Origin of the sequence: Leptolyngbya sp. FACHB-321 (assembly GCF_014695975.1) — a bacterium.
In the GTDB taxonomy this organism is placed as follows: domain Bacteria; phylum Cyanobacteriota; class Cyanobacteriia; order Leptolyngbyales; family Leptolyngbyaceae; genus Stenomitos.
In genome coordinates, this window is sequence record NZ_JACJPI010000058.1 from 129,736 (window position 1) to 152,608 (window position 22,873).

The window sequence follows — 22,873 nt, forward strand, 5'->3', positions numbered from 1 at the left end:
CGCTCATCGACTCACCTCCTATTGGAAACACTGCCTGGGTTTAACTGCTGACCAAAAGGGCAACTGGAAAATGCTGAAGTGCATCACCAATGGCGATCGTGTTCTGGCTTTGCAGCAACTGAGTTGTAATGACGTTTGTCCAGGTCGAAGGTAAGCCCGACGGCAGTATGAGATGGGTGTCTTTCCAGACTGCCGTACCAAGCGGACGTTCTCCAGGCTGAACCAACGGGGTGAAGAAGCGAGGGGCAATCGCGATCGCTGCCTGTCCACCTACCGTTCTAGCGAACGCAATAATGTGATTCTGCAAGTCGCCTGCCACCTCAAGCGGTTGATAATCACCCTGTTGAAACAAGTTGGCAAAGGCCTTCCGGGCTTGCAGTAACTGATAGGTCAAAAACAATTTAATGTTGCCTGTTGCCCGTGTTTCAAAGAGATCATCAATCAGCGCTAAAGGGTTATGCGGCAACTTGGTCTTAAGCTGATCTAGTACCGCCATACGTTGCTGATAGTCGATCGGACGACGGTTATCAGGATCAACAAAACTTAGATTCCAGAACTCGTCGCCTTGATACAAATCAGGTACGCCAGGAGCCGCATTTTTCAGTAAAACCTGTGAGAGTGAATTGAGTATGCCATACTCGGCAATCATTGCCTGGAAGGGTCTAAATTGAGCAAGAAACTCATTCGTTTCAGGTGCATCTAGTAACTTTTCTGCAAAAGCAATAAACTCATTCTCATACTCGCTATCAGGACGCAACCAAGCAGTATGAACCTTTGCCTCGCGGACTGCTTTAATCAAGTAATCTTTGAGACGCTCAACGAAGGCTGGAAACTCTGCCTCATCAAAGGGAAAAGAACCAACTAATGTTTGGTACAGAAAGTACTCATCATTGCGATCAGGTATGGTTCTACCACCCAGCCGTTCTTTTTTACTAAAGTTAATGTCTGCCCATTGCTTAACCTGCTCTGCCCACGCATCCGGTATTTCTGACAACACGTTTAAGCGCGCTCTAACATCTTCACCACGTTTTGTATCGTGAGTGGATGTTGTATTCATTGAATGCAGCCAATGGTCTACCTTTTGCTGATTAAAGGTATGAAACTGCTCTGGAAGAATACCAAAATGGCTCGGATTACCGCCCACTTCATTCAAAGACAGTAAGCGGTTATAACCATAAAGCAGTGTGTCTTCAATGCCTTTTGCCATCAACGGTCCAGTCAATTGCTGCATCCGCATCACAAAGTGCAAGCGATCGGCTTTTTGCTCGTCAGTCAGATAGTCTTCATTGTTTCGTAGCAAAATGGCTTCGATATATTCAAGCTCTCGTTGTAAGAGCGGTACTTGCTTCTTCGCTGCGGCGATCGTGGTCTGAATAACCTGACGATCGGTTTCACTCACTGCATCAGATGTAATGTAGGTTCGATAGATTGGAAAGAGTGCCAAAATTTCACTTAATGCACGTTTCAAGCCATAGGCAGTAAAGTCACCGCCTGATCGCGTTTGCCCTGCTATCCGCTTCAGCCGTTGAGCAAGATTTTCGACATCACCCGCTAGATTCTTTTCAATAATGAGCCATTTCTTCTCGGCTGAGAGGCGATCGTAACTAGACGCTACGCCTGTGAACGTGGTGTAAAAGCGATCGAACGCAGGTTCATTATTAGCATCGCAAAAAAGCCCATTCACGTAGTTAAGAAACTCATAGCCACTTGTGCCTTGAACCTGCCAGCCTGTTGGCAATGACTCTGTTAGTTCCAGTATTTTTTCGACTGTGATATAGACATCACCAATTTTTTCACGAAGCCGCTCTAAATATTCGACTGGATTATAAAGACCGTCAATGTGATCAATGCGTACTCCGGTAAAAATACCGTCTTCAACGAGTTGAGCAATGAGCGAATGTGTTTTATGAAAAACTTTAAGCTCTTCCACTCTGACTGAAATCAACTCATTGACAGTAAAGAAGCGACGATAGTTAATTTCTTCTGCTCCAACCTTCCAAAAGGAAAGCCGATAAAATTGTTCATTGAGCAAGCTATCGAGTAGGTTAAAGCTTTCTGGGCTACCGACTTCACCATTAAAAGACTGCACATTAGCTGCAATTAATTCTTTGACAGCTTCATTTTGTTCGTGCAGTTCCCAGAGTAGCCCTTTCACAAATGCCACCTGGTCGTACCGTTCTCTACCCTTTGCTTCTGCTGGCAGATTTTTGAGCAAGTAAAGGATGCCCAGCAGTTTGACAAAATCTGGGTGCCGTCTACCTAAAGCCTTCGTTAGCTGCCCCAAATTATAGGTGATGAAGCGTGCATACGATTCAATACGAACAGGCAACCGCAAACTATAGTAATTAACACTTAAGCCTGTTTCATCATACGCAAGTTTTATTTCGCCATTTTCAATACAATCGCTGTATAAGTTACCTAAAAGTGGTGCCAGTACACGCTCACGAATCTCTTCGTAAATGTGATTCCAGTCAATATCAAAATAGTCAAAACTATCCGAATCGGAACCATTTTCCAGCACATCCATGAGCCACAAATTTTGGCTATCGTACGCCATGTGGTTGGGCACAATATCCTGTAGCCAACCCATTTGATGCTGTTGAATAGCGCTTACTAAAGCATCAAATGCTTCGCGATCGCCTAGTTCGGGATTAAGTTGAGTTGGGTCTACAACGTCATAGCCGTGGCTGCTTCCCGCTCTAGCTTTAAAGATGGGAGATGCGTACAGATCAGAAATACCTAGCGCTGCAAGATAAGGTACGATCGCCGTGGCAGCAGCAAAGTCATACTCTTGGCGAAACTGAATGCGATAGGTTGAAACTGGAATTCTCATACATGGTTGCTCGTTAATTGACTCATTCAGTAGATTCAGGCATAGCGTGATCAAAAGGAAATGAGGCTATGCCTGAGTAAAGGAAAAATCAGCTTATGCTTGATAAAGGGCAAAACTCAGCCCAGGAATCGTAAGGAGCTGATTAGACTCTAATGCGGTTGGTAAGCTTGCCTTTGTTCCTAACCACTTTTCATCCGCCGAATCCAAAATCTTTTGCCATTTTGCATCAGGAAGTTTGGACTCGAAGCTAACTGCTTCCTGGTTGAAATTCATGATGCAGAAAATTTGGCTATCAGCAGACCAGCGGTGCAGCAAGATCAGTTTTTGATCTTCTAAGGCAGTCGCTTCTAAATTCTGCTTATCCAGCTTTTTGAGAGCAGGGATGGTGCGCCGAAGCTGAATGAGATGCTGGTAGAGTTCACGCAAGGTTTTGTGATGACCTTCGTTACGTTTTTCCCACCGTAGCTGCGATCGCTCAAAGGTTTCTTTACTTTGTGGATCAACGTATTCACCTTCCAAATGAAAGTGCGAAAATTCGCGTTTTCTGCCTGCCCTTACGGCTTCCACTAGATTTGCATCCGTGTGGCTAACAAAGTAAAGAAACGGTGCGTCTTCACCATATTCCTCGCCCATAAACAGTAGTGGTACATTGGGCGACAGCAACAGGACGGCTGCACCTAGCTTCAGCGCGTCGAAGGACACAAGATGCGTAAGACGATCGCCCAGCATCCGATTGCCTACCTGATCATGGTTTTGAATACAGACGACAAACTGCTGACCTGGAAAAGCGCTAGAGTCGCTACCATGCCAACGATCGCGAAACGGCGAATATTCCCAAGAAAAGACAAAGCCTTGCTTGATTGCCTTTGCTAACTGCCCACAAGTGCCGTAATCCTGGTAGTAGCCGATCTGTTCGCCTGTAAGCAGGGTATGAACACAGTGATGAAACCCATCATTCCATTGGGCATCCATCCCATAGCCACCCTCATCCAACCCACGCAAAATCTGGACGTTATTCACATCATTCTCAGCTGTGAGGTAGAACTTCCGCCCTTGCTGCTGGGAAAACTCAGCCACCCGCTCTGCCAACTCTTGAAGGAAGTGTTTGGCGTTCAGGTCAATGATGTGATCCGTCGCATCTAGGCGCAGCATATCAATGTGAAACGTCTCAAACCAATACAGTGCATTTTGCAGAAAGTAATTGCGGACTCCGTAACTTTGGGCGTCATCAAAGTTCAGCGCACTACCCCAAACGCCGTTGTACTTATCGGTAAAGTAAGGTCCGTAATCGCTGAAGTAGCTCCCCTCTGGTCCAAAGTGGTTATAAATGACATCCAGTACGACCGCCATGCCCTGCTGATGGCACGCATTGACGAGACGCTTTAAGCCCTCGGCGCCACCGTAAGAGTTTTGCACTGCAAAGGGATAAACCCCGTCGTAGCCCCAATTGCGATCGCCAGGAAACTGGGCAACGGGCATCAGTTCGATCGCATTGATCCCCAGTGCTTGCAAATCGGGCAGCCGGTCAATAATGGCATCAAACGTGCTGTCAGGAGTAAACGTGCCGGTATGTAGCTCATAGATGATGAGTTCGTCTAACGGAATGCCCGACCACTGCTGGTCTTGCCAGTCAAAAGCCGCATGATCAACCACCTCAGAGGGACCATGCACACCATCTGGCTGATAGTGCGAGGCAGGATCAGGGCGTTCGATATCGTTACCCAACTGATAAAAGTACTGTGTTCCCGGAGCGATGTCTTCAGCAGTCACTTGCCAATACCCTGAGCCAACAGGCTCCATCGGCAACAAGCGCCCGCTGGGAGAAACAAGATTAACTGCAACCTTCTCATGCCGTGGTGCCCAAACTGTAAACTGACAGCGATCGCCCTGATAAAAAGCGCCAACATCCATAGAAAATCGCCCTGTGCTTCCGATACTTTGTAGGGACTATATTTCTCCTCAATACAGCAAGGCAACCTATCAAAAAGAGGATTTTTGCCATGATTTACAAAAGGACGGCAACTTTATCCTGATCCCCTAACTCTATGCCACGTTTAAGAGGGGTGTCAGGGTGCCACAACTCACGCTTTAAACAGTTTCTCAACTAGGTGCATTAATTGCTTGACTCTCTGGTCAGCTGGAGAGTCCAGAATAACAACATCACTTTTCTGATCCTCTATTGCAGGCAAAAGAAACCTATGTCACATTACTTCTTTGCAAAAGGTTCTCTCGCTCTCATAGTAGGGGCGATCGCCACTGCCAGTTTTCTCAACGCTTGCTCCACCACTGCCCAAAACCAAACTCAAACTGCTAGCCCTACTGCCACTACTGCTGGAGCCAAACAAATGGATCACGGCAATATGCATCACGGTCGCATGAACCATGGCAGCGGAGACCATATGTCGATGGATCTGGGTCCAGCCGATGCTGAGTTTGATCTGCGCTTTGTCGATGCTATGACACCGCACCATCAGGGAGCCGTCGAAATGGCAAAAGAGGCACAGCAGAAATCCAAACGTCCTGAAATGCAAAAGCTGGCGGCTAACATCATTCAGGCTCAGGACAAAGAGCTGAACCAGATGAAGCAGTGGCGGCAAGCCTGGTATCCCAAAGCCAGTGCCGAGCCGATCGCCTACCACGCTGAGATGAAACACTCCATGCCCATGACTCAAGACCAGATCAAGAGCATGATGATGAGTGTGTCTTTGGGGGCAGCAGACGACCAGTTTGATCTGCGGTTTCTCAACGCCATGATTCCTCATCACGAAGGTGCTGTAGTGATGGCACAGGATGCTTTGAATAAATCGAAGCGACCCGAAATTAAAAAGCTGGCGCAGGAAATCCTTGACTCTCAGAAAGCTGAAATCCAGCAAATGCAGCAGTGGAAACAAGCCTGGTACAAGCAATAGTTCTGGCTACGAGCTTTCATCTTGCTTTCATTGCTACCTGAAACGCTGGTAATTAAGTGCTTGTGGAGGAACCTGCCAATGACTCATGCCTCTCAACGATCCCCGACTCAAATCACAGTCTCTCTACTCATGTTGCTGCTTCTAGCAGCTCCGCTGCGCGTTTTGGCTCATGCGGGTCACGGCAACGAATTTCAGGGCGGCAGTCATGCGGCTCAATCTGTTGATGCTGTGCAGGTCGATGCAGAAACAGCGAAACGGTTGGGGCTAAAGGTTGAAGCCGTGTCGCGTCAACGCTTGGCGTTTGGCATCAAAACCACTGGTCAGATTGAATCACTACCGAACCAACAGGTGGAAGTGACAACTCCAGTTAAGGGAACGGTGACGCAGCTTTTGGTGCAGCCTGGGGATCGAGTGCGTGCCGGTCAGGCAGTAGCAATTATGACCAGCCCAGAATTAGCAGAACTGCGAACCACGGCGTTAGACCGTCGATCGGAGGCGATCGGCTCGACCCAACAGGCACAGGCAGACTTGAGACTGGCGCAGCAAAACGTTGCTCAACAACAGAAAATTGCGGCAACGGACATCGCTCAAGCCCGCACCCAACTCAGCTTTGCCCAAGAACGGTTCGACAAAGATCAGGTGCTAGCTGCCAGTGGTGCCCTTCCCCGACGCACCTTTCTAGAATCCGAAACTAAACTGGCGGAAGCAAAAGCGGCTCTGACCAAAGCTACCAGCCGCTTGGAGGTCTCCGAAGCCGCTGCCCAACTGCAACGGGCAGAAGCCGCCGTACAGGTGGCTCGATCGCAAGTGCAACTGAGTGCAGAGACGTATCAAGCTCGCCTACGTCAACTGGGCGCGAGAGCAAACCAGGATGGCACCATCACGATCGCGGCTCCCATTTCAGGCACCGTTGCTGATCGCGAAACCACGGCGGGCGAATCGGGTGAGGATGCGGGCAAAAAGGTAATGACCATCATCAACGGCAGCAGCGTTCAAGTGAGCGCCAATGTTTATGAAAAAGACCTCGATCGCATCCAAACTGGGCAACGAGTCCAGCTAAAAGTTGCTAGCTTGCCCAAGCGAATGTTTCAAGGACAAATTAGCGTCATTGGTTCTACTGTTCAAGGTGAAACTCGCGTGGTGCCCGTGAAGGCGCAACTCGACAATCCTGATGGAGTGCTGAAACCAGGGATGTTCGCGGAGTTGGAAGTGCTCACAGATCGAACTCCCGTTGCTAGGTTGGCAATTCCTAAGTCTGCTTTAGTGACAACCAACGATCAAAAGACGATCGTCTTTGTGCAAAATGGCACTACTTTTCAACCGACAGAAGTCACCTTGGGTCGAGACGCAGGCGAGTTCGTTGAGGTCAAAAACGGGTTGTTTGATGGCGATCGCATTGTGACTCAGCGTGCAAATCAGCTCTATGCTCAATCGCTGCGAGGTGGCAAGCCAACCGAGGATCACGGAGAAACGATCGCTGCGCCTGTTTCTAACCCGCAAGCCTCAATTCCCTGGTGGATTGGTGTTCCCCTAGGAGGAGCAATGATGGCGGGGACATTTGCCGCTGGCATGGTGTGGGCAAATCGCCGTCACCGTAAGGCGTTCGTTTCACCATCTAATGGTCATAACCAGCATGAATCCGTCGATGACTTTAGCCTAACTGACGATGCTGGCAAGCCAACCCCTGCTTTAAAGTCGGCGATCGAAGAATCCCTTCCGGCAGCGTCAGAAAATCAGGAGTCTGCAAGACGACGATAGACTTCATTGCGCTCACGCTCTGAAGCTAAGTATGCGTCCCAGACTTCTTTGCGAACTAAAGGGTTTAGAATGTTGAGCTTTTCGATCTCGCACATACTCCAGAATCTCTGGCAGTGCGGACTCAGGAACGTCGTTCAGTGCTTGCATAATCAGGTCTTTCGTAGTCATACGCTTTTGAGATTACCTGCCGCCAGCTTATAACCTTGCTCAAAATGCTGCTTTGGAGGGGAATGGTTTGTATCCCCTATTCTAGAATCAGAGCCACTAACCAGCCAGAAAACGATGAGTATTTTGATTTCTGACGAACTTCTACAATCAGCGCAGATGACAGAAGCAGAACTACGGCAAGAGATTGCTGTCCTACTATTTCAGCAGGAACGACTTACCCTGGGACAAGCGAGTCGATTGGCTGAGATGAATCAATTGCGATTCCAGAGACTCCTTGCCGATCGCCACATCCCTTTACATTACGATCTGGCTGAGTTGCGAGAGGACGTGGAAAGCCTAAAAGCATCGGGTTGGCGATGATTGTTGTTAGCGACACATCTCCGATTAGTAACTTAGCGGCGATCGGACAGTTGGTCATTCTCCAACAACTTTATAGCGAAGTCATCATTCCAACAGCCGTCCATCAAGAACTGCTTAATTCTGGTTCTGAAGATCCCGCAGTGTTGGCAATTCAAACGCTTGATTGGATTCAAATTCGTTCTGTTACCAACGCTGCTTTACTTCAGCCGCTACAGACAATCCTAGATGTAGGTGAAGCCGAAGTCATTGCTCTAGCCATTGAACTAACCGCCGATCGCTTGCTGATGGATGAGCGGCGAGGGCGACAACAAGCGATACAAGCAGGTCTCAAAGTTACAGGGCTATTAGGCATTTTATTGGCTGCAAAACAGCAGAAGGTGGTTACGACAGTAAAACCGCTTCTTGATGCTCTGATTGCAAATGGATTTTGGGTACATGGTGAACTTTATGCAGAAACGTTGTCTTTAGTAGGCGAATGAAACCGCTCAATTTCATTCTGATCTCATCTCTATTTGTCACGGTGGTGAAACTACGTCACCAGGAAGGTTACTAATGAAAGCCTTATGCTGAGTTCCGTTATTCAATGGGCGATCGCCCGACGCTGGTTAGTGATTTTAGGCGCGATTATCCTGATGATTTGGATTGTTCGCACCATTAGCCAAATGCCGTTGGATGTGTTTCCCACTTTTGCACCACCGCAGGTTGAGATTCAAACCGAAGCGCCAGGACTGGCTCCCGAAGAAGTGGAATCACTGGTAACGTTGCCGATCGAAAGCGCCGTCAATGGTACACCGGGAATTTCGGCAGTGCGGTCTTCGAGCGCAGCCAGTATTTCAGTGGTGCGAGTGGTGTTCAATTGGGGCACTGATCTTTATCAAGCCCGACAGCTTGTGACAGAACGGTTGCAGTCGGCTCAAAGCAAGCTTCCAGCGGGGATCGAGACTCCGCAAATTGCGCCCATTAGTTCACCCATTGGCACGATCGTCACCTATGCCTTCACATCCAAAACCAATGACTTGATGGAGGTGCGGCGCATTGTGGATTGGCAAGTCACAAACCGCTTGCTGGCAGTACCGGGAGTGACGCAGGTGATCGTGTTTGGTGGCGATGTCCGGCAGTATCAAGTGCTGGTTGCGCCTGAAAAACTACAAGCATTCAACATCTCCCTCCAGGACGTATCAGAAGCAGTGGCAGCGGCAAACGTCAATGCGCCAGGAGGTTACTTGATCACGCCCGATCGCGAAAAATTGATCCGAGGCATTGGGCGGATTGAAGATATTCAAGCCTTAGAGCAGTCTGTAATTACGGCTCGCAATGGCACACCTGTGAGGATTTCAGACGTGGCTGCGGTCAAAATTGGCGCAGCCGTAAAGCGGGGAGATGCCAGCGTCAACGCTCAGAAAGCAGTGGTAGCGATCGTCAACAAACAGCCCCTAGCTGATACACCCACCGTTACCCGCACTGTAGAAGCCGCGATGAACGAGGTGAAAGCAGGCTTGCCAGAAGGGATTCAGGTTGCCGTGACCTTTCGCCAGGAAGCTTACATTGATGCGTCGATCGCAAATGTGCGAGAGGCATTAATCGAAGGCAGCATTATTGTTGCCTTGATCCTGATTCCCTTCTTGATGAATTGGCGCAATTTAGCGGTCTGCTTGGCGGCTTTACCACTATCTTTATTGGTCGGAGTACTGGCGCTCAACTGGCTCGGACAAGGCTTGAACACGATGACCTTAGGCGGGTTGGCAGTGGCGATCGGGTCTGCGGTCGATGACGCGATCGTCGATGCCGAGAATGTCTATCGCTGCCTGCGAGAAAATAAGTACTCTCCCCAGCCCCACCCCGTTTTAGAGGTAGTGTTTGAGGGGTGCCAGGAAGTGCGCGATTCTGTGTTTGGAGCCACCATCATTACGATCGTCGTCTTCTCGCCGATCTTTGCGCTGACGGGTGTCGAAGGCAGCATTTTTATCCCGATGGGATTGGGTTATTTAGCGGCAGTATTAGCGTCTAGCGCCGTCGCCCTCACCGTCACACCTGCCCTCTGCGCGCTTTTGCTGCCTTATGGTCGTTTGCCTGAACGGGAACCCTGGGTGGCTCGCTTTTTCAAACGACTTTATCTGCCGTTGCTGCACTTTTCGATGCGACGAGCGACCGTTATTTTAAGCATCGCGGCGGCAAGTTTGGTAACAGCCGCGATCGTCGTGCCATCGTTTGGACGCATCTTTCTGCCAGAGTTTCAGGAGCAATCGCTGGTCAACACGCTCTTGCTGTATCCTGGCTCATCGCTGGAAGCGACAAACAGTGCCGCCTCTGTGCTGGAACATAAGCTGAAAGACAATCCCAACTTTCAAAGCATTCAAGTGCGATCGGGTCGGGCAGTGGGTGATGCCGATGCCGCAGGCGTGAACCTGGCTCATGTGGATGTGGAGTTGAGCGAGTCAGGCATGAAAGATCGTCAAGCAAGCGTGGCATTGCTGCGCGAGGAGTTTGCCAAAGTGCCGGGAGCCGCACCAAATGTGGGAGGCTTTATTTCTCACCGGATGGATGAAGTGCTGTCGGGTGTCAGAAGCGCGATCGCCGTTAAAATCTTTGGTCCTGAATTGGAGCAGCTCCGCACTCTTGGACAGCAAGTGAATGATGCCATGCAAGCGGTGGAAGGCATTGTCGATCTCCAACTTGAACCGCAAATTCCGGTCGAGCAAATTCAGATTCAGTTCGATCGCGTTGCGGCTGCTCGGTACGGCTTAACGATTGGGCAACTGTCAGACACGATCGAGACAGCGCTGAATGGGCGAGTGGTTTCGCAGGTGTTGGAACAGCAGCAGACTTTTGATCTGGTGGTGTGGCTCAAGCCAGAAGCCCGCCAAAGTCTGGACACCATCGGCAACCTCATGATTGATACGCCCAGTGGCAATAAAATTCCTCTGGCACAGGTGGCAATGGTGCGAGATAGCACAGGACCCAACACAATTAATCGTGAAAATGTCTCTCGCTTGATCGTCGTGGCTGCTAACGCACAGGGAAGACCTTTGCGATCGGTCGTGAATGACATCCAGACTAAAGTGAAACAGCAGGTGCAGCTTCCCGCTGGTTACTACATCCAGTACGCAGGACAATTTGAAGCCGAAGCACGAGCATCCCAAAATATTCTGATTTTCAGCGCGATCGCTTTCGTCGTCATTACCATCATCATGTATCTCTCAGTGAAATCGGTCGCTTCCACTGCCATGATCATGATCAACCTGCCTCTAGCATTGGTTGGTGGCGTGATTGCGGTTGCGCTGACGGGCGGTATCTTGTCGATCGCTTCGCTTGTGGGCTTTGTCACCCTATTTGGAGTCGCTACCCGCAATGGGTTGCTGCTGGTAGACAACTACAACACTAAATTCGCCGCTGGAATGCCGCTAAACGATCTGCTGATTCAAGGCTCAATGGAACGGCTCAACGCCATTCTCATGACAGCGTTTACTTCAGCGTTAGGCTTAGCACCCCTGGTGATCGCGGGCGGACCCGGAAAAGAATTGCTGCAACCTTTATCGATCGTTGTGCTGGGTGGACTCTTCACTTCCACTGCCCTGACGTTGCTGATCTTACCCGCACTCTATGCCAGGTTCGGCAAAGCTCTCTTTCCCAAACGGTTGGCTATTGAGAACGGAAAAGTTCCTCAGCCAACGCTAGAGCAAATCCAAGGTAAAGCTTAGCCGTTTGAGTTAATTTTGTTCATTCACTTAAGAGGAAAATCATGCAATTGAAATTTGGTGTCATAGCTTTTTCGGCGATCGGGCTTCTATGCTTGAGTGCTTGCGGCAGTGGCAATCAGCCCACCACGACCACGAGTAGCCCTATGGCTTCCACGCCTGCAGCTCAACCGTCTACAACCGCTTCTCCTGCTGCCAAATCTAGTGGTGATCACGGTGGGCAAGGTGGACAAGTGATTGAATCTGGTCCCTATCACTTAGAGTTGGTCACGGCAAAAGAATCAACCGGAACACACATCGACTTCTTCTTGCAAAAAGGCGACAACCACGAAGCCATTTCCAATGCAAAGGTAACGGCTCAAGTGCAGTTGCCCGATGGCAGCCAGAAGTCCTTGCCTATGACGTATGATGCAAGCGATAAACACTACACAGCCATCTTGCCTAATGTTGTCCCAGGAGAATACAAAGTTGCTATTCTGTCAGACATCAGCGGTGAGAAGGTGAATGGGCGGTTTACCTTTAAGCAGTGACACTAAGCTGCGTTTCATCTGGATTTGATTTCTTAGCCTTCATCGGAAGGTAAGGCTGTTCTCAAAGGCTACTGCTAGCTCTTGCTCATTCAATTAGGAGTGGATATGCATAAATTACACGGAATTAAGGTTGTAGCTGCTGGAGCGATCGCGCTGCTTTCCCTGACAACGATCGCAGCCAGTGATGCTTTTGCTCAAGACACGCCCAAGCCTGCGGCTCAAGAGAACCAGAAACCTGCCGCTCAAACTGAGCCAATGGGTTGCTGCAGTTGCTGCAAGAAAATGGCGGCACAGAAACCAAACGATAGTCAAAACAAGATGCCAGGCATGAATCATCCGGCTCCAACCGGAAAGTAGGCGACGTCTGCTATGGCTCAAGCGATCGTAGGCAAGAGCCACTGGCAGAAACTGCACTCGATTAAGGAGCGGTGATTCGTCGTGTCCTGAATCGGAAAAAGTCGGTGGTGGATTGGGTTTAAGATGGCAGCACCGCTCAGGTAGATCTCAGGAGCCATGTTCCTTAAAGCGATCGATCGCCTGGGTCAGCAGTTGGTAAAACCCCTCTGCTTCAATGGATTCGATCACAGTGGCGTTGGCTGGCTGGTTCGTCACGTGCCATTGATCGATCACAGTACGCCCCATTGTGAGTTCGCTCGTCGTTTCGATCGCGACATAGGCACGGCGCCTGGTAAACAGATCAGGCTGCAAAAGATAGGCGATGACACACGGATCATGCAGCGGTGGACCGGGAAAGCCATAACGCTGCATATCATACGCGCCATAGTGATTCAGCAAACCGATGGCGGCAGCGCTGATCGGAGAGTTGATCGCTTCAATGGTGCTGAGTCGTTCTGGTGTCGCGATCGCCTGGTGTGTCACATCCAAACTCACGATCGTCAAGGGAATGCCGGCAGTAACGACAACCTGTGCCGCATGAGGATCAACGTAGACATTAAATTCGGCTGACGGTGTAATGTTGCCCTGAGTCGCCGCCCCGCCCATCATCACTACTTCTTGAAGGCGCTGGCAGATCTCAGGTTGCTTGACGATCGCTACGGCAAGATTGGTCAGTGGTCCCAGGGTAGCAAGCGTTATGTTGCCAGTTGATCGCATCACTGTATCGATCAAAAAATCCACCGCATGTTGCTCTTGCAACGGCATCGTCGGCTCTGGCAAATGAATGCCGTCCAGCCCCGTTCTGCCATGTACGTCTTCGGCAGTGATCAACGGGCGCAGCAACGGACGGGGACAGCCAGCATAAACAGGTAAATCAGCCCTGCCTGCCAGTTCACATAGGCAACGAGCGTTCTTTTGCGTCAAGTGCAGTGGTACATTGCCAGCCACCGTCGTAATGCCGAGCACGTCCAGCTTTTCGGGAAACGCCAGCGCCAGAAAGAGCGCGATCGCATCATCGGCTCCCGGATCACAGTCAATAATGATTGGTTTAGCAGCCATGCAGACGCTTACCTTTCCTTAAGCACGACGAGCTAGGACTGGAGCCGTCTGGACAAACTTGGTGATGGATTGACCAAAGGCGATCGTCACCTTGAAGGGCAATGTCTGAGCGCGAAAACCTAGCGGCAACGGTTGGAGATTGAGGAAGGAAACATCCCACCGTGCCTCTTGCAATGTCCAGGCAGTTAACCCCCCCTTGCTGGTAGGGCTGGGGTAAAGACTCTGTGGCACATAGGTCACGCCGATGGCATCAAAATCAGCTCCAGCATCATACAATGCGCTCCGTACCCCTTGCCAGCGATCGACCGTTACTTGATAGTGTGGTAACTCATCATGGCTGAGCGAAGCACCGAGTAAGTCTGTCAGCTTGGCACAAATTTCTTCAAGACGGGCACGATCGCCCCGTAACAGCATTGCCTCTTCTGGTAAAAGCGCTTTGTGTGCGTCGGGCATCCAAAGCTCAAAGCAGGTACGAGCATCAATGGGAATGGTCGTGAGTTTAAGGTTAAACGGTAGCCCCAACGGATTGGGCGCAACTGCAAGTTCTACTGGAATAAAGGAGTCAAGCATAAGCGTAAAATTCCTTCAAAATGCTTGAAGGATGAATAAAACTACAGCCAGTTGACATGAATTTATCAGTACAGACAAGTGGCTTACGCCCCTTATCAAGACAGAGCGGCTGTTCTACGCCTAAAGGTATAGGTGCCGTCTCTATTAGAATGGCTTTTGCCAGCCACTTTTTTGTTCTGTAATGATAAAAAGAGGGTGAAGTAGGGATGAAATCTGACAGCACATTGGTCTACCGAGTGGATGAGTCAGTGCTGCAAGACCCTTTAAGATGGTAGATAGAACGTTATCTAGATCACAGTTTGAACTTGATGCAGACCATGAACCAGGCTCTTGCCGATGCCACCGCGATCGATCAAAAGCTGTCTAAGCGTCACATTGACCTTGATCCTGGCGGCTATGTCATCATCTATCTCGATTATGAACAAGGGCTAATTTGCGCCAAGCATTTCACAAACTTTATTGACGATCGGGGTCTCGCCTGCGACCCGGAAACTGGCAAGCCTATCCCCATCCGCGGCAAGATTGAACGGCAGCCAACCCAGATTTTTACGGGCAGAACGGCGAAAGAGCTTTGTGTACAGCTTTTTGAGCAGGCAAAACCCTGCCCCATTACACTACTTGACCACGCCTCGTACCTAGGGCGAGAGTTTCAACGGGCGGAGGCAGCGCTACTGAGTGGGCAGGAATACGTGCAGGATTGAAAAAGTTGGTGAAGGCATATTTCAGCGGCAAGGGCTGCAAGGATAGCTTTTAGAAGCCATGCGATCGAGCTATCAAAGTTCAGCCTCAAAAGCAGCTTTCGCTCCAATTCGGTCAGCTCATCTACAAATTTGACTAGCTGCATTAGGATGAGCAGAGTAGTTTCAAAGAGCTGTGACCACCAGGGGGCGCAAACTATGAGTTCAATGGCTAGTAAAGTGGCAATTGTTACCGGGGCAAGCTCTGGGATTGGTCGTGCAACTGCGATCGCCTTTGCCAAAGCTGGAGCAAAGGTTGTGGTTGTGGCTCGCCGTGCCGACAAGGGAGAAGAAACCGTTCGACTGATTACAGAAACTAGTGGTGAAGCGATCTTTGTTCAGGCAGATGTCACCAAAGCCTCTGATATTGAAGCAATGGTTAAGAAGACGGTCGAAACTTACGGTCGTCTTGACTACGCCTTTAACAATGCTGGTTCTGGAACTTCTGGCAAAATTACTGAGCTGTCAGAAGCAGATTGGGACTATGAGATTAATGCGAATCTTAAGTCGGTGTGGCTGTCGATGAAGTACGAAATTCCTGTGATGCAGCAATCAGGAGGCGGCGCGATCGTCAATACTTCGTCCCAAGGCGCACTCCTTGGTGTTGCAAACTATGGAGCCTACGGAGCGGCAAAAGCGGGAGTCATCGCCCTCTCTCGTGCAGCAGCAGCGGAATATTCTGCGGATCGCATTCGGATTAACACCGTTAGCCCTGGAGCAGTGAAAACTGATTTGTGGGCAGAAGCACCACCTGAAATGCTAGATCAAGTTGCAGCCGGGATTCCACTACAGCGAATCGGTATGCCAGAAGATATTGCTGAGGCAGTCGTTTGGTTGTGTTCTGATGGAGCTGCCTTTGTGACTGGGCATAACTTAGTCGTCGATGGTGGCTTCACAGCCGTTCAGAAGTAGTCCCTCACATAACAGCCCGCTCCAACAGAACTGCTATGTGGAAGCAGAGATAATTGACAGCCACTTAACCAAAGTATGAACTGCCAACAGTTGGAAGTCGGGTTTCTCTAACAACTAACAACCAAAAGCTATCAGCTATCCCTCTCGTGATTGGAGGAAGAGGTAGAAATAGTAGGTTGCCATTGGTACGACGGTTGCTACGACAAGGAAGCCAATGACCCAGACAGTAGCGTTGCTTTCTTTGGTTTCTTCTGGTGTTGCAAACGTGCCTTCAACCTGAATGTTGTCAGTGAGCGTTGGCGGACCCGGATCGGGGCGACCAGATAGCACAGCCGCGAGGCGATCGCTGGCACCCAAAAGCGCTTGATTATACTTATTTCCTTCTTTAAGCGGAATAAGTACAGTTTCTTGCGTCACGCTTTGAGCAACATCGTCTGACAGTTTTGTTTTGACCGTTTCACCCGCATGCAGCGCTACGTTATTCGTAAGGTTATCTAACACCAGCACCGTTTGGTTTGCGCCTGCCTCTGCTGTTGGAAACCACAGGTCAAAGAGCTTGTTGGTAAAGGTTTCGATCGTTTCGCCATAATCCAATCGATGGATTGTGACTAGGCGCACCTCATTACCAGTCTGCTTTGCCAAATCCTTTAGAACGGTGGCAATTTTGCCTTCGTTAGAGCGACTAAGCACCTCAGCCTGGTCAACAATCCACGTGCCTGCTTTGGGTTTGGGTACTTCGCTCACACCTGTAGCATGGGCAGGAGTCACAAAAAGCTGTGTCGCCAAAACAAAAACTGCCACAAAAAGCAGTAGGCGTTGACCGATGTGCTTCCAATGGCATTGGTTGAGGAGGCGTTGCATAGTACCGCTCTAAGAAACGTATTTCTCCAAAATACTACGCTTAGGGTGAAGATGGACAATCTGGAGGTGAGGAGTAAGAGGAGAGAAGTAAGGAGTGAAGGGAGAGGAGTGAAGGATGAAAGTTTTGATTACTTACTTCCCCTACTCCCCCCTCCCTACTCCCTGCTTTCCACTAATGACCATTTAGATAATAGTCCCGCGTGCCTTTCGCGCTGATAGCTTCACCGAGGCGAGTGAGCGCGTGGACGTAGGCGGCGGTTCGCAGGTCGATCGATAAGTCGCGGGCAACTAACCAGATTGACTCAGCTTCTTCCACGATCCGAAGCTTCAGCCGTTGGTTGATTTCGGCTAGCGTCCAGTACAAACCGCTGCGGTTTTGCACCCATTCAAAGTAACTGACGGTCACACCACCCGCGTTGACGAGAATGTCTGGAAAGACGTAAATGCCTTTGTCGGTCAGAATGCGATCGGCAGCAGAGGTAATAGGACCATTGGCAACTTCGTAGATCAGTTTTGCCCGAATAGTGTCGGCATTCGCTTCGGTAATTTGATTTTCGAGGGCAGCAGGCACCAGAATATCCACATCCAGGGCTAACAACTCGGCATTGGTGAGAACCTCTTCGGCGGCGGTATGACAAACCGTACTGTCGCAGTAGAGCGCTTTGACACCTCGACTCGCGTCTTTGAACTGACGAAGGCTGGGAATGTCTAGCCCATTTTTGCTGTAGATACCTCCTTGAGAGTCGCTGACGGCAACGACTTTATAGCCTGCTCGAAAGAGCAATTCTGCAAGGATCGCCCCGGCGTTACCAAACCCTTGCACGGCTACAGTTGTATTGCTTGGATGACGATCGAACTTCGGTAGCGTCGCTTCAATGACAAAAAAGGCACCCATTGCCGTTGCGGCTTCACGCCCCAGACTACCGCCCATACTGACGGGTTTGCCTGTAACCACCGCAGGACAAATTTGGCGCTTGATGATGCTGTATTGATCCATCATCCAGCCCATGATCATGGCATTGGTGTAAACGTCGGGTGCCAGAATATCAACGTCAGGTCCAATGAAGTCGGCGATTGCATCAATGTAGCCACGGCTCAGACGCTCCAGCTCCATTCGGGACAGTTCTTTTGGGTTCACCGTGATGCCACCCTTAGCGCCACCAAACGGAAGGTTTAAGGCGGCACATTTAAAGGTCATCCAAAATGCTAGCGATTGCACCTCATCCAGCGACACATGGGGATGGTAGCGCACTCCCCCTTTGCCAGGTCCTCTAGTGTCGTCGTAGCGCACACGATAACCCTGAAAAATTTTGAGGGTACCGTTATCCATGCGAACAGGAATCGAGACCGTGAGACTGGTTTGGGGAAATTTCAGCGTTTCAACGGCATCATCTGAAATGGATGTGTATTTCAACGCTTGTTCCAGACGTTGATTGGCATCAGCTAAAATTGAACCGGGTAGCATAAGATTTTTCCTCTCAGTAAAGGTGCGATCGCACCGATCGTTAAAAAAGCAATGTTGTAATAAAAGCTGTTTGTTTCTTCAGTAATCCTGTCAGTGATAGTAACGTCTGTGACAGCAGCGAAATAGGACAACCCCTTGCTTTTCTCTATAGTTCCCAACTGCTGCATAACCTATGACAGTGTGATCCCCACCGTTTAGAAAAGAACGTTTGCGGGTTTTGGATTAACACGAAAGCCTTCTAAAAAGAGTAAATATTTGAAACGTTTTTTGGGTCATTGTTCATAGCGAGACGTGAGTTTATAACCACCCTCTTAAACGATAAACGACTAGCCCCAGATATTCTTTCAAAGCTCGTGTTGTGCGGCTAAAACGATCGGCTTCTGGTAAAGCACTAAGTACCATTGCTTGGGTACTGCCCTGCATCGTCTGCCAATCGCGCTCGGTCGTGTTGAAATCGGTGGGCGCGGCGATCGCCTCAATGCCCAGATGCTTGAAAATCAGGAGCGATCGTGGCATATGCATTGCCGATGTCACTAGCAAGACACGATGGATGCCCTGTGCTGCCATAATTTGCTTAACATTGACTGCGTTTTCGTACGTGTTAAGCGAGGATGGGTCTTGTAAAATCGCCGTTTTGGGCACTCCCATTGCCTCAATCAGTTGTGCCATATCATTGGCTTCTGACAGCCCACCGTCCCCTCTCCAAACAACCCGACCGCCGCTGAGAATGATACGGGGCGCTTTGCCGTCTCGATACAGTTTAGCTCCATACAGCACACGATCGCCCTCTTCACTGACTTCTACCCAGGGCCGTGGCGGTACGGCTGGCTTGGTGCAGCCACCCAAAATGACGATCGCGTCTGCCTGAGGCACTTCGGTCAGTGGGAGATGTTGAAACTCTAGCGATCGCACCAGCCATTCGCCAACCCAGCCATTGCTACCCCCTAGCAGCAGGACCAGCGATAGCACGATCGGCAGGACTGTCCACCGCGATCGTCGCCAAAGCAACACCAATGACAGCAGCAGTAGCAAACACGTCAACCCCAAAGGGTAAAGAAAGAGCGGTAGTAATTTGGAAAGATAGAGAAACATAGTGCAATCTCGCGTTTAGCGGTGTCTTGAGCAGGACGTTGGCTCAAGAATAATGGTCAGCCGTGACTTGTTGACGTTAATCTTAGGGGCTTGAGACGCTTGCTCCAAGGGTAAAACACAAAAGATGAACCAAAGGGCTGCAAAACGTCTAACATTTATAGTCCAGATTTAACTAACAGATAGCGTTGCGAAAGGATTGGCATGACTATTGATTTACAGCCGACGACCGGGTTAAAAGATTCGATTGAACAGCGTCGTGCTGCTCGTGCCTTTCTCTCAGATCCCATTCCAGAAGTCATTCTCGAACAAATCTTGCATCTTGGGCTGCGATCGCCCTCAGGGTACAATTTGCAGCCTTGGCGTTTTGTCGTTTTAAGGGAGCAGCAGAGCAAAGAAACGCTCCAAAACTTTGCCTTTAATCAAACCCAAATTGCCCAAGCGCCTGTTGTCTTGCTTTGTTGTGGCGATCGCACTGCTGGCAACAGTGACAATATCGAAGCCGTCATTAAGCTAGGGCAGGCAAACAACGCGATGCCAGAGACATTTGCGGAGTATATGAGATCGCAAATCCCATCCTTTTTTGAACATCACCCCAGTTTTGAGTCCCTCGAAGCCTGGACAAATCGCCATACAATGCTCGCCGTTGCCCACTTGATGATTGTGGCAAAAAGCTTTGGGGTCGATAGCTGCCCGATGGAGGGGTTTGTGGGCGCTCAAGTCAAAACTGCGTTCAACATTCCTGATACAGTCGATGTCTGCTGTATTTTATGTTTGGGCTATGCCGACAAGCCATTCAAAGCCTTTGGTGGTCGGTTCAGCCCGGAACAAGTTTGCTTTGGCGAAACCTATGGTGCTGCCTTCTCCTTGTAGAAACGGACGGTGAGAGAGGGAACGCTAAAAGCTAAAGGCTAAAAAGTACTTTTAGCTTTCAGTTACTTCATACCTTTCTCCCATGCCGCACTTCCACAACACCCGCGCTGAACTTAACCGATTGCTGCAAGAGCGTAACGACTACCCAGAGCGATCGACTGCGATCGATACTCAAATCTGCGCGATCTTTGAGCAAGACTGCGCCATGTTCATTTTGGATCTGTCTGGCTTTTCGCGGCTTACTTTGCGCTATGGTGTCATCCACTTCTTGGCAATGGTGCATCGTATGAACGCGATCGCTACACCCCTTGTAAAGCAGCATCACGGAAGAATCGTCAAACAAGAAGCAGATAATCTATTTGCAGTCTTTCCAACGGTGCAAGGAGCGATCGACAGCGCGGTTGCGATCTTAAAAGGGTTTGCTGCCGTAAATACTCGTTTACCTGACGAGCAAGATTTGTATGCTGGTATTGGCATTGGCTACGGCAAAACGCTGGTTATAGATGAAACCGATCTGTATGGTAGCGAGATGAATCTAGCGTGCAAATTGGGAGAAGATCTCGCTCGGCGGGGCGAAGTGCTGCTGACGGAAGCTGCTTTTGGTCAGCTTCAGCCAGACCCACAGCAATGGGAGCGGCTCGACCTAACAATTTCCGAGCTGGAGCTAATTGCCTACAAATTAAGGACAACACCAACAGCTCACTGAAAGCGATTACCCCGCAATTGCAGCAGCACTATCATTTCTAGCGGATGGTGGTACGTACCGATGGCAGGCGATGCAGCTTGCTTGTAAGAGGCTGCTTGAATAAGTATTTAGTGGTTAAAACCGCGACTACAGAAACAACGTTCATCGTCGCGGCTTACTGAAACACGAAGGTCTTGCAGCCTATATCGGTAGGTTATAGCCCTTTGGGCATGGCTGCGCTAATGTTTGTGTCGCTGCGACTTTAGCCAAAGCCACAGGAACTTGGACTTTTAAAGCATCCTCTCCAACAGATCCTTCCGTCGTGCGTCTTCCTTTACTGTGCTTCCTCACTGCTGAGGTTGCCACGCTGTAGAAAGTCCTCGGGACGAAGGTTGGACAAAAAGTCACGGAAGGCTTTGCGCTCGGCTTCATCGGCATCACGATCGACCGGAATAGAGGCATCGGCAACGACTTCTTCGAGTACCCAGATAGGGCTGTTTGTGCGGAGGGCGATCGCGATCGCATCGCTGGGTCGCGCATCAATTTCTTTTTTGGTTTCACCGTGAGTCACGGTGAGCACAGCGTAAAACGTGTTGTCTTGTAAAGAATGAATCACCACTCGCTCCAGACTCATGTTGCATTCTTCGAGGAGGTTGGCAAACAGGTCGTGGGTCAACGGGCGGGGTGGCGTTTGATTCTCTAAAGCATTAATAATGGCTTTTGCCTGATCCTGACCGATATAGATTGGTAACTGTCGCCGCTCGGTGGCATCTCTCAGAAGCACAATGGGGCTGCGCGTAGCGGCATCCAATGCAATTCCAGCGACTTTCATTTCAATCATTGTCTTAGCCTCTAGAATACCTGAAACAAACGGGAAACCAAGTAACGAAACCAACCCAAGCAGCAGGACGAAACACAGGCTTAAACCGATTTACTCTTCGTTCTAGGGCTTAGCCACCTTTGAAGCCTGTCGAGGCAGGCGGAGCCAAATGAGCCAAGGCATGAGGTCAAAAGAAACCGTTAGCACCGAGAAGAACAGAGCTAAGACCGACGGAAGCCAGCCATGTCATGATGAAAGGAACCTAATCTTAAGTATGCCCTGATTTCTGCCCTGATCCTAATGGATCAATTGATAAATTTGACAATCTGAAAAAGTTTCTCAAGCATCGATCAGGGCGGCATTTTGGCGCAAATAGAGCAAAACGAATTGTAAATTAGCAAAAGCTGAGAAAAACTGTGTTTACTGGTCTTGTTCAGAGTTTAGGGACGCTGCAACCCTTGGGAGTTGATCGATTAAAGATCACCTGTGCGCCTTCTACGTCGGGGCTTATTCTGTCAGACTTGGCGATCGGCGATAGTGTGGCGGTGGATGGCGTGTGCCTCACTGTCGTTGAGTGTTTGCCGCAGGGCTTTATGGCAGACGCTTCACCAGAAACGCTCGATCGCTCCAGCCTGGGGCAAGGCGACGATGTCCCAGTCAATCTAGAAACATCCCTACGGGTGGGAAGTAAGCTGGGCGGGCACTTTGTCACTGGGCATGTAGACGGCATCGGCTACCTACAAGCGTCTGTGCAAACCGCTACCTCCTGGGAAATGACGTTTACGACTGATCAGGAGCAGGTTGCTCGCTACATCATTCCAAAAGGCAGTATTGCGGTAAATGGTGTGAGCCTTACCATAGCGGACTGCGGCCCGGCGGGAAGCTGGTTCATGGTAGCAGTGATTCCCCATACCTACGCCGAAACGAATCTGCATTATCTCCGACCGGGCAGTGTTGTGAACCTAGAGGGTGACATCCTCGGTAAGTACGTTGAGAAGAGTCTGCGGCACGCTAAGGGTAGCGGAAGTATGTCAGAGCCATCTGCACCAGAAAGCCTCACGCCAACCTTCTTAGCAGAGCACGGTTATTTGTAGTAAACCTAGTGCTGCAAAGCTGTTTGTAACAAGCTAAATAGTGGCGGTACCGATAAGGG

21 protein-coding genes are annotated in these 22,873 nt (G+C 49.8%); 12 read left to right on the plus strand and 9 right to left on the minus strand.

Features of this window, described 5'->3' with window-relative positions:
- Nucleotides 1-40: 40 nt before the first annotated feature.
- Together treY and treZ are read right to left on the minus strand one after the other, a co-directional pair.
- Nucleotides 41-2,833 (minus strand): malto-oligosyltrehalose synthase, encoded by a 2,793-nt coding sequence (treY, locus tag H6F76_RS11425; RefSeq protein ID WP_190508282.1) that lies wholly within the window; start codon nucleotides 2,831-2,833, stop codon nucleotides 41-43.
- Between the two features lie 93 nt (nucleotides 2,834-2,926).
- Nucleotides 2,927-4,744 (minus strand): malto-oligosyltrehalose trehalohydrolase, encoded by a 1,818-nt coding sequence (gene treZ / locus H6F76_RS11430; RefSeq protein WP_190508284.1) that lies wholly within the window; start codon nucleotides 4,742-4,744, stop codon nucleotides 2,927-2,929.
- Between the two features lie 287 nt (nucleotides 4,745-5,031).
- Between treZ and H6F76_RS11435 the strand changes: the two genes are divergently transcribed.
- From H6F76_RS11435 to H6F76_RS11465, 7 genes are all read left to right on the plus strand, one after another.
- Nucleotides 5,032-5,742: a DUF305 domain-containing protein gene (locus H6F76_RS11435; protein WP_190508286.1), complete on the plus strand. Its 711-nt coding sequence runs from the start codon at nucleotides 5,032-5,034 to the stop codon at nucleotides 5,740-5,742.
- Between the two features lie 78 nt (nucleotides 5,743-5,820).
- Nucleotides 5,821-7,500 carry an efflux RND transporter periplasmic adaptor subunit gene (locus tag H6F76_RS11440; protein ID WP_190508288.1) on the plus strand — a complete coding sequence of 560 codons (1,680 nt, stop codon included), beginning with the start codon at nucleotides 5,821-5,823 and terminating at the stop codon, nucleotides 7,498-7,500.
- Between the two features lie 282 nt (nucleotides 7,501-7,782).
- Nucleotides 7,783-8,028 carry a UPF0175 family protein gene (locus H6F76_RS11445; protein WP_190454707.1) on the plus strand — a complete coding sequence of 82 codons (246 nt, stop codon included), beginning with the start codon at nucleotides 7,783-7,785 and terminating at the stop codon, nucleotides 8,026-8,028.
- Nucleotides 8,025-8,507, plus strand: a complete 483-nt coding sequence (locus H6F76_RS11450) for a DUF3368 domain-containing protein (protein WP_190508290.1) — start codon at nucleotides 8,025-8,027, stop codon at nucleotides 8,505-8,507. The genes H6F76_RS11445 and H6F76_RS11450 overlap by 4 nt, the downstream gene beginning before the upstream one ends.
- 84 nt (nucleotides 8,508-8,591) lie before the next feature.
- On the plus strand, nucleotides 8,592-11,726 hold the full coding sequence (locus tag H6F76_RS11455; RefSeq protein ID WP_190508292.1) for an efflux RND transporter permease subunit: 3,135 nt from the start codon (nucleotides 8,592-8,594) through the stop codon (nucleotides 11,724-11,726).
- A 41-nt stretch (nucleotides 11,727-11,767) separates the two neighbouring features.
- Nucleotides 11,768-12,253 (plus strand): hypothetical protein, encoded by a 486-nt coding sequence (locus tag H6F76_RS11460; protein WP_190508293.1) that lies wholly within the window; start codon nucleotides 11,768-11,770, stop codon nucleotides 12,251-12,253.
- A 105-nt stretch (nucleotides 12,254-12,358) separates the two neighbouring features.
- Complete coding sequence (locus H6F76_RS11465; RefSeq protein WP_190508295.1) at nucleotides 12,359-12,610, plus strand: hypothetical protein; 252 nt, start codon at nucleotides 12,359-12,361, stop codon at nucleotides 12,608-12,610.
- Between the two features lie 17 nt (nucleotides 12,611-12,627).
- Here the strand turns inward: H6F76_RS11465 and H6F76_RS11470 are convergent, their stop codons facing one another.
- Genes H6F76_RS11470 through H6F76_RS11480 form a run of 3 tightly spaced genes read right to left on the minus strand, consistent with a single transcriptional unit; the run spans nucleotide 12,628 to nucleotide 14,278 of the window.
- Nucleotides 12,628-12,768: a hypothetical protein gene (locus H6F76_RS11470; protein WP_190509049.1), complete on the minus strand. Its 141-nt coding sequence runs from the start codon at nucleotides 12,766-12,768 to the stop codon at nucleotides 12,628-12,630.
- Nucleotides 12,758-13,708 (minus strand): nucleoside hydrolase, encoded by a 951-nt coding sequence (locus tag H6F76_RS11475; protein WP_190508297.1) that lies wholly within the window; start codon nucleotides 13,706-13,708, stop codon nucleotides 12,758-12,760. Before H6F76_RS11475 ends, H6F76_RS11470 begins: the two co-directional genes overlap by 11 nt.
- An 18-nt stretch (nucleotides 13,709-13,726) precedes the next feature.
- Nucleotides 13,727-14,278 carry a hypothetical protein gene (locus H6F76_RS11480; protein ID WP_190508299.1) on the minus strand — a complete coding sequence of 184 codons (552 nt, stop codon included), beginning with the start codon at nucleotides 14,276-14,278 and terminating at the stop codon, nucleotides 13,727-13,729.
- 317 nt (nucleotides 14,279-14,595) lie between these two features.
- Between H6F76_RS11480 and H6F76_RS11485 the strand changes: the two genes are divergently transcribed.
- Entirely contained in the window at nucleotides 14,596-14,979 is a 384-nt protein-coding gene (locus tag H6F76_RS11485; RefSeq protein WP_190508301.1) for a DUF4346 domain-containing protein, read from the plus strand.
- Nucleotides 14,980-15,174: 195 nt separating this feature from the next.
- Nucleotides 15,175-15,927 (plus strand): glucose 1-dehydrogenase, encoded by a 753-nt coding sequence (locus H6F76_RS11490; protein ID WP_190508303.1) that lies wholly within the window; start codon nucleotides 15,175-15,177, stop codon nucleotides 15,925-15,927.
- 135 nt (nucleotides 15,928-16,062) lie between these two features.
- Here H6F76_RS11490 and H6F76_RS11495 read toward each other — a convergent pair whose 3' ends face one another.
- The 3 genes from H6F76_RS11495 to H6F76_RS11505 form a co-directional block, all read right to left on the minus strand.
- Entirely contained in the window at nucleotides 16,063-16,788 is a 726-nt protein-coding gene (locus tag H6F76_RS11495; protein WP_190508305.1) for a TPM domain-containing protein, read from the minus strand.
- Between the two features lie 172 nt (nucleotides 16,789-16,960).
- Nucleotides 16,961-18,253 carry a Glu/Leu/Phe/Val dehydrogenase gene (locus H6F76_RS11500; RefSeq protein WP_190508307.1) on the minus strand — a complete coding sequence of 431 codons (1,293 nt, stop codon included), beginning with the start codon at nucleotides 18,251-18,253 and terminating at the stop codon, nucleotides 16,961-16,963.
- A 297-nt stretch (nucleotides 18,254-18,550) separates the two neighbouring features.
- Nucleotides 18,551-19,345: a YdcF family protein gene (locus H6F76_RS11505; protein WP_190508309.1), complete on the minus strand. Its 795-nt coding sequence runs from the start codon at nucleotides 19,343-19,345 to the stop codon at nucleotides 18,551-18,553.
- Nucleotides 19,346-19,546: 201 nt separating this feature from the next.
- Here H6F76_RS11505 and H6F76_RS11510 point away from each other — a divergent pair, with 201 nt between their 5' ends.
- Both H6F76_RS11510 and H6F76_RS11515 read left to right on the plus strand, forming a co-directional pair.
- Nucleotides 19,547-20,215 carry a nitroreductase family protein gene (locus tag H6F76_RS11510; protein WP_190508311.1) on the plus strand — a complete coding sequence of 223 codons (669 nt, stop codon included), beginning with the start codon at nucleotides 19,547-19,549 and terminating at the stop codon, nucleotides 20,213-20,215.
- Nucleotides 20,216-20,297: 82 nt separating this feature from the next.
- The gene (locus H6F76_RS11515) at nucleotides 20,298-20,921 is read left to right on the plus strand and encodes an adenylate/guanylate cyclase domain-containing protein (RefSeq protein ID WP_190454749.1); all 624 of its coding nucleotides are present in this window, start codon (nucleotides 20,298-20,300) and stop codon (nucleotides 20,919-20,921) included.
- 313 nt (nucleotides 20,922-21,234) lie between these two features.
- Here the strand turns inward: H6F76_RS11515 and H6F76_RS11520 are convergent, their stop codons facing one another.
- A complete protein-coding gene (locus tag H6F76_RS11520) occupies nucleotides 21,235-21,741 on the minus strand; it encodes a bifunctional nuclease family protein (RefSeq protein WP_190454751.1) in 507 nt (168 codons plus the stop codon).
- A 395-nt stretch (nucleotides 21,742-22,136) separates the two neighbouring features.
- Between H6F76_RS11520 and ribE the strand changes: the two genes are divergently transcribed.
- Nucleotides 22,137-22,814: a riboflavin synthase gene (ribE, locus tag H6F76_RS11525; protein WP_190508313.1), complete on the plus strand. Its 678-nt coding sequence runs from the start codon at nucleotides 22,137-22,139 to the stop codon at nucleotides 22,812-22,814.
- Nucleotides 22,815-22,873: the final 59 nt, after the last annotated feature.

Bases quoted from the DNA above. Each gene is read 5' to 3' on its own strand.
- H6F76_RS11450 (WP_190508290.1), top strand. From the start codon at position 8,025: ATGATTGTTGTTAGCGACACATCTCCGATTAGTAACTTAGCGGCGATC.
- H6F76_RS11515 (WP_190454749.1), top strand. From the start codon at position 20,298: ATGCCGCACTTCCACAACACCCGCGCTGAACTTAACCGATTGCTGCAA.
- treZ (WP_190508284.1), bottom strand. From the start codon at position 4,744: ATGGATGTTGGCGCTTTTTATCAGGGCGATCGCTGTCAGTTTACAGTT.
- H6F76_RS11480 (WP_190508299.1), bottom strand. From the start codon at position 14,278: ATGCTTGACTCCTTTATTCCAGTAGAACTTGCAGTTGCGCCCAATCCG.
- H6F76_RS11485 (WP_190508301.1), top strand. From the start codon at position 14,596: ATGAACCAGGCTCTTGCCGATGCCACCGCGATCGATCAAAAGCTGTCT.
- H6F76_RS11440 (WP_190508288.1), top strand. From the start codon at position 5,821: ATGACTCATGCCTCTCAACGATCCCCGACTCAAATCACAGTCTCTCTA.
- H6F76_RS11460 (WP_190508293.1), top strand. From the start codon at position 11,768: ATGCAATTGAAATTTGGTGTCATAGCTTTTTCGGCGATCGGGCTTCTA.
- H6F76_RS11445 (WP_190454707.1), top strand. From the start codon at position 7,783: ATGAGTATTTTGATTTCTGACGAACTTCTACAATCAGCGCAGATGACA.
- treY (WP_190508282.1), bottom strand. From the start codon at position 2,833: ATGAGAATTCCAGTTTCAACCTATCGCATTCAGTTTCGCCAAGAGTAT.
- H6F76_RS11520 (WP_190454751.1), bottom strand. From the start codon at position 21,741: ATGATTGAAATGAAAGTCGCTGGAATTGCATTGGATGCCGCTACGCGC.
- H6F76_RS11455 (WP_190508292.1), top strand. From the start codon at position 8,592: ATGCTGAGTTCCGTTATTCAATGGGCGATCGCCCGACGCTGGTTAGTG.
- H6F76_RS11510 (WP_190508311.1), top strand. From the start codon at position 19,547: ATGACTATTGATTTACAGCCGACGACCGGGTTAAAAGATTCGATTGAA.
- H6F76_RS11470 (WP_190509049.1), bottom strand. From the start codon at position 12,768: ATGGCTCCTGAGATCTACCTGAGCGGTGCTGCCATCTTAAACCCAATC.
- H6F76_RS11495 (WP_190508305.1), bottom strand. From the start codon at position 16,788: ATGCAACGCCTCCTCAACCAATGCCATTGGAAGCACATCGGTCAACGC.
- H6F76_RS11435 (WP_190508286.1), top strand. From the start codon at position 5,032: ATGTCACATTACTTCTTTGCAAAAGGTTCTCTCGCTCTCATAGTAGGG.
- H6F76_RS11505 (WP_190508309.1), bottom strand. From the start codon at position 19,345: ATGTTTCTCTATCTTTCCAAATTACTACCGCTCTTTCTTTACCCTTTG.
- H6F76_RS11490 (WP_190508303.1), top strand. From the start codon at position 15,175: ATGAGTTCAATGGCTAGTAAAGTGGCAATTGTTACCGGGGCAAGCTCT.
- H6F76_RS11500 (WP_190508307.1), bottom strand. From the start codon at position 18,253: ATGCTACCCGGTTCAATTTTAGCTGATGCCAATCAACGTCTGGAACAA.
- H6F76_RS11465 (WP_190508295.1), top strand. From the start codon at position 12,359: ATGCATAAATTACACGGAATTAAGGTTGTAGCTGCTGGAGCGATCGCG.
- H6F76_RS11475 (WP_190508297.1), bottom strand. From the start codon at position 13,708: ATGGCTGCTAAACCAATCATTATTGACTGTGATCCGGGAGCCGATGAT.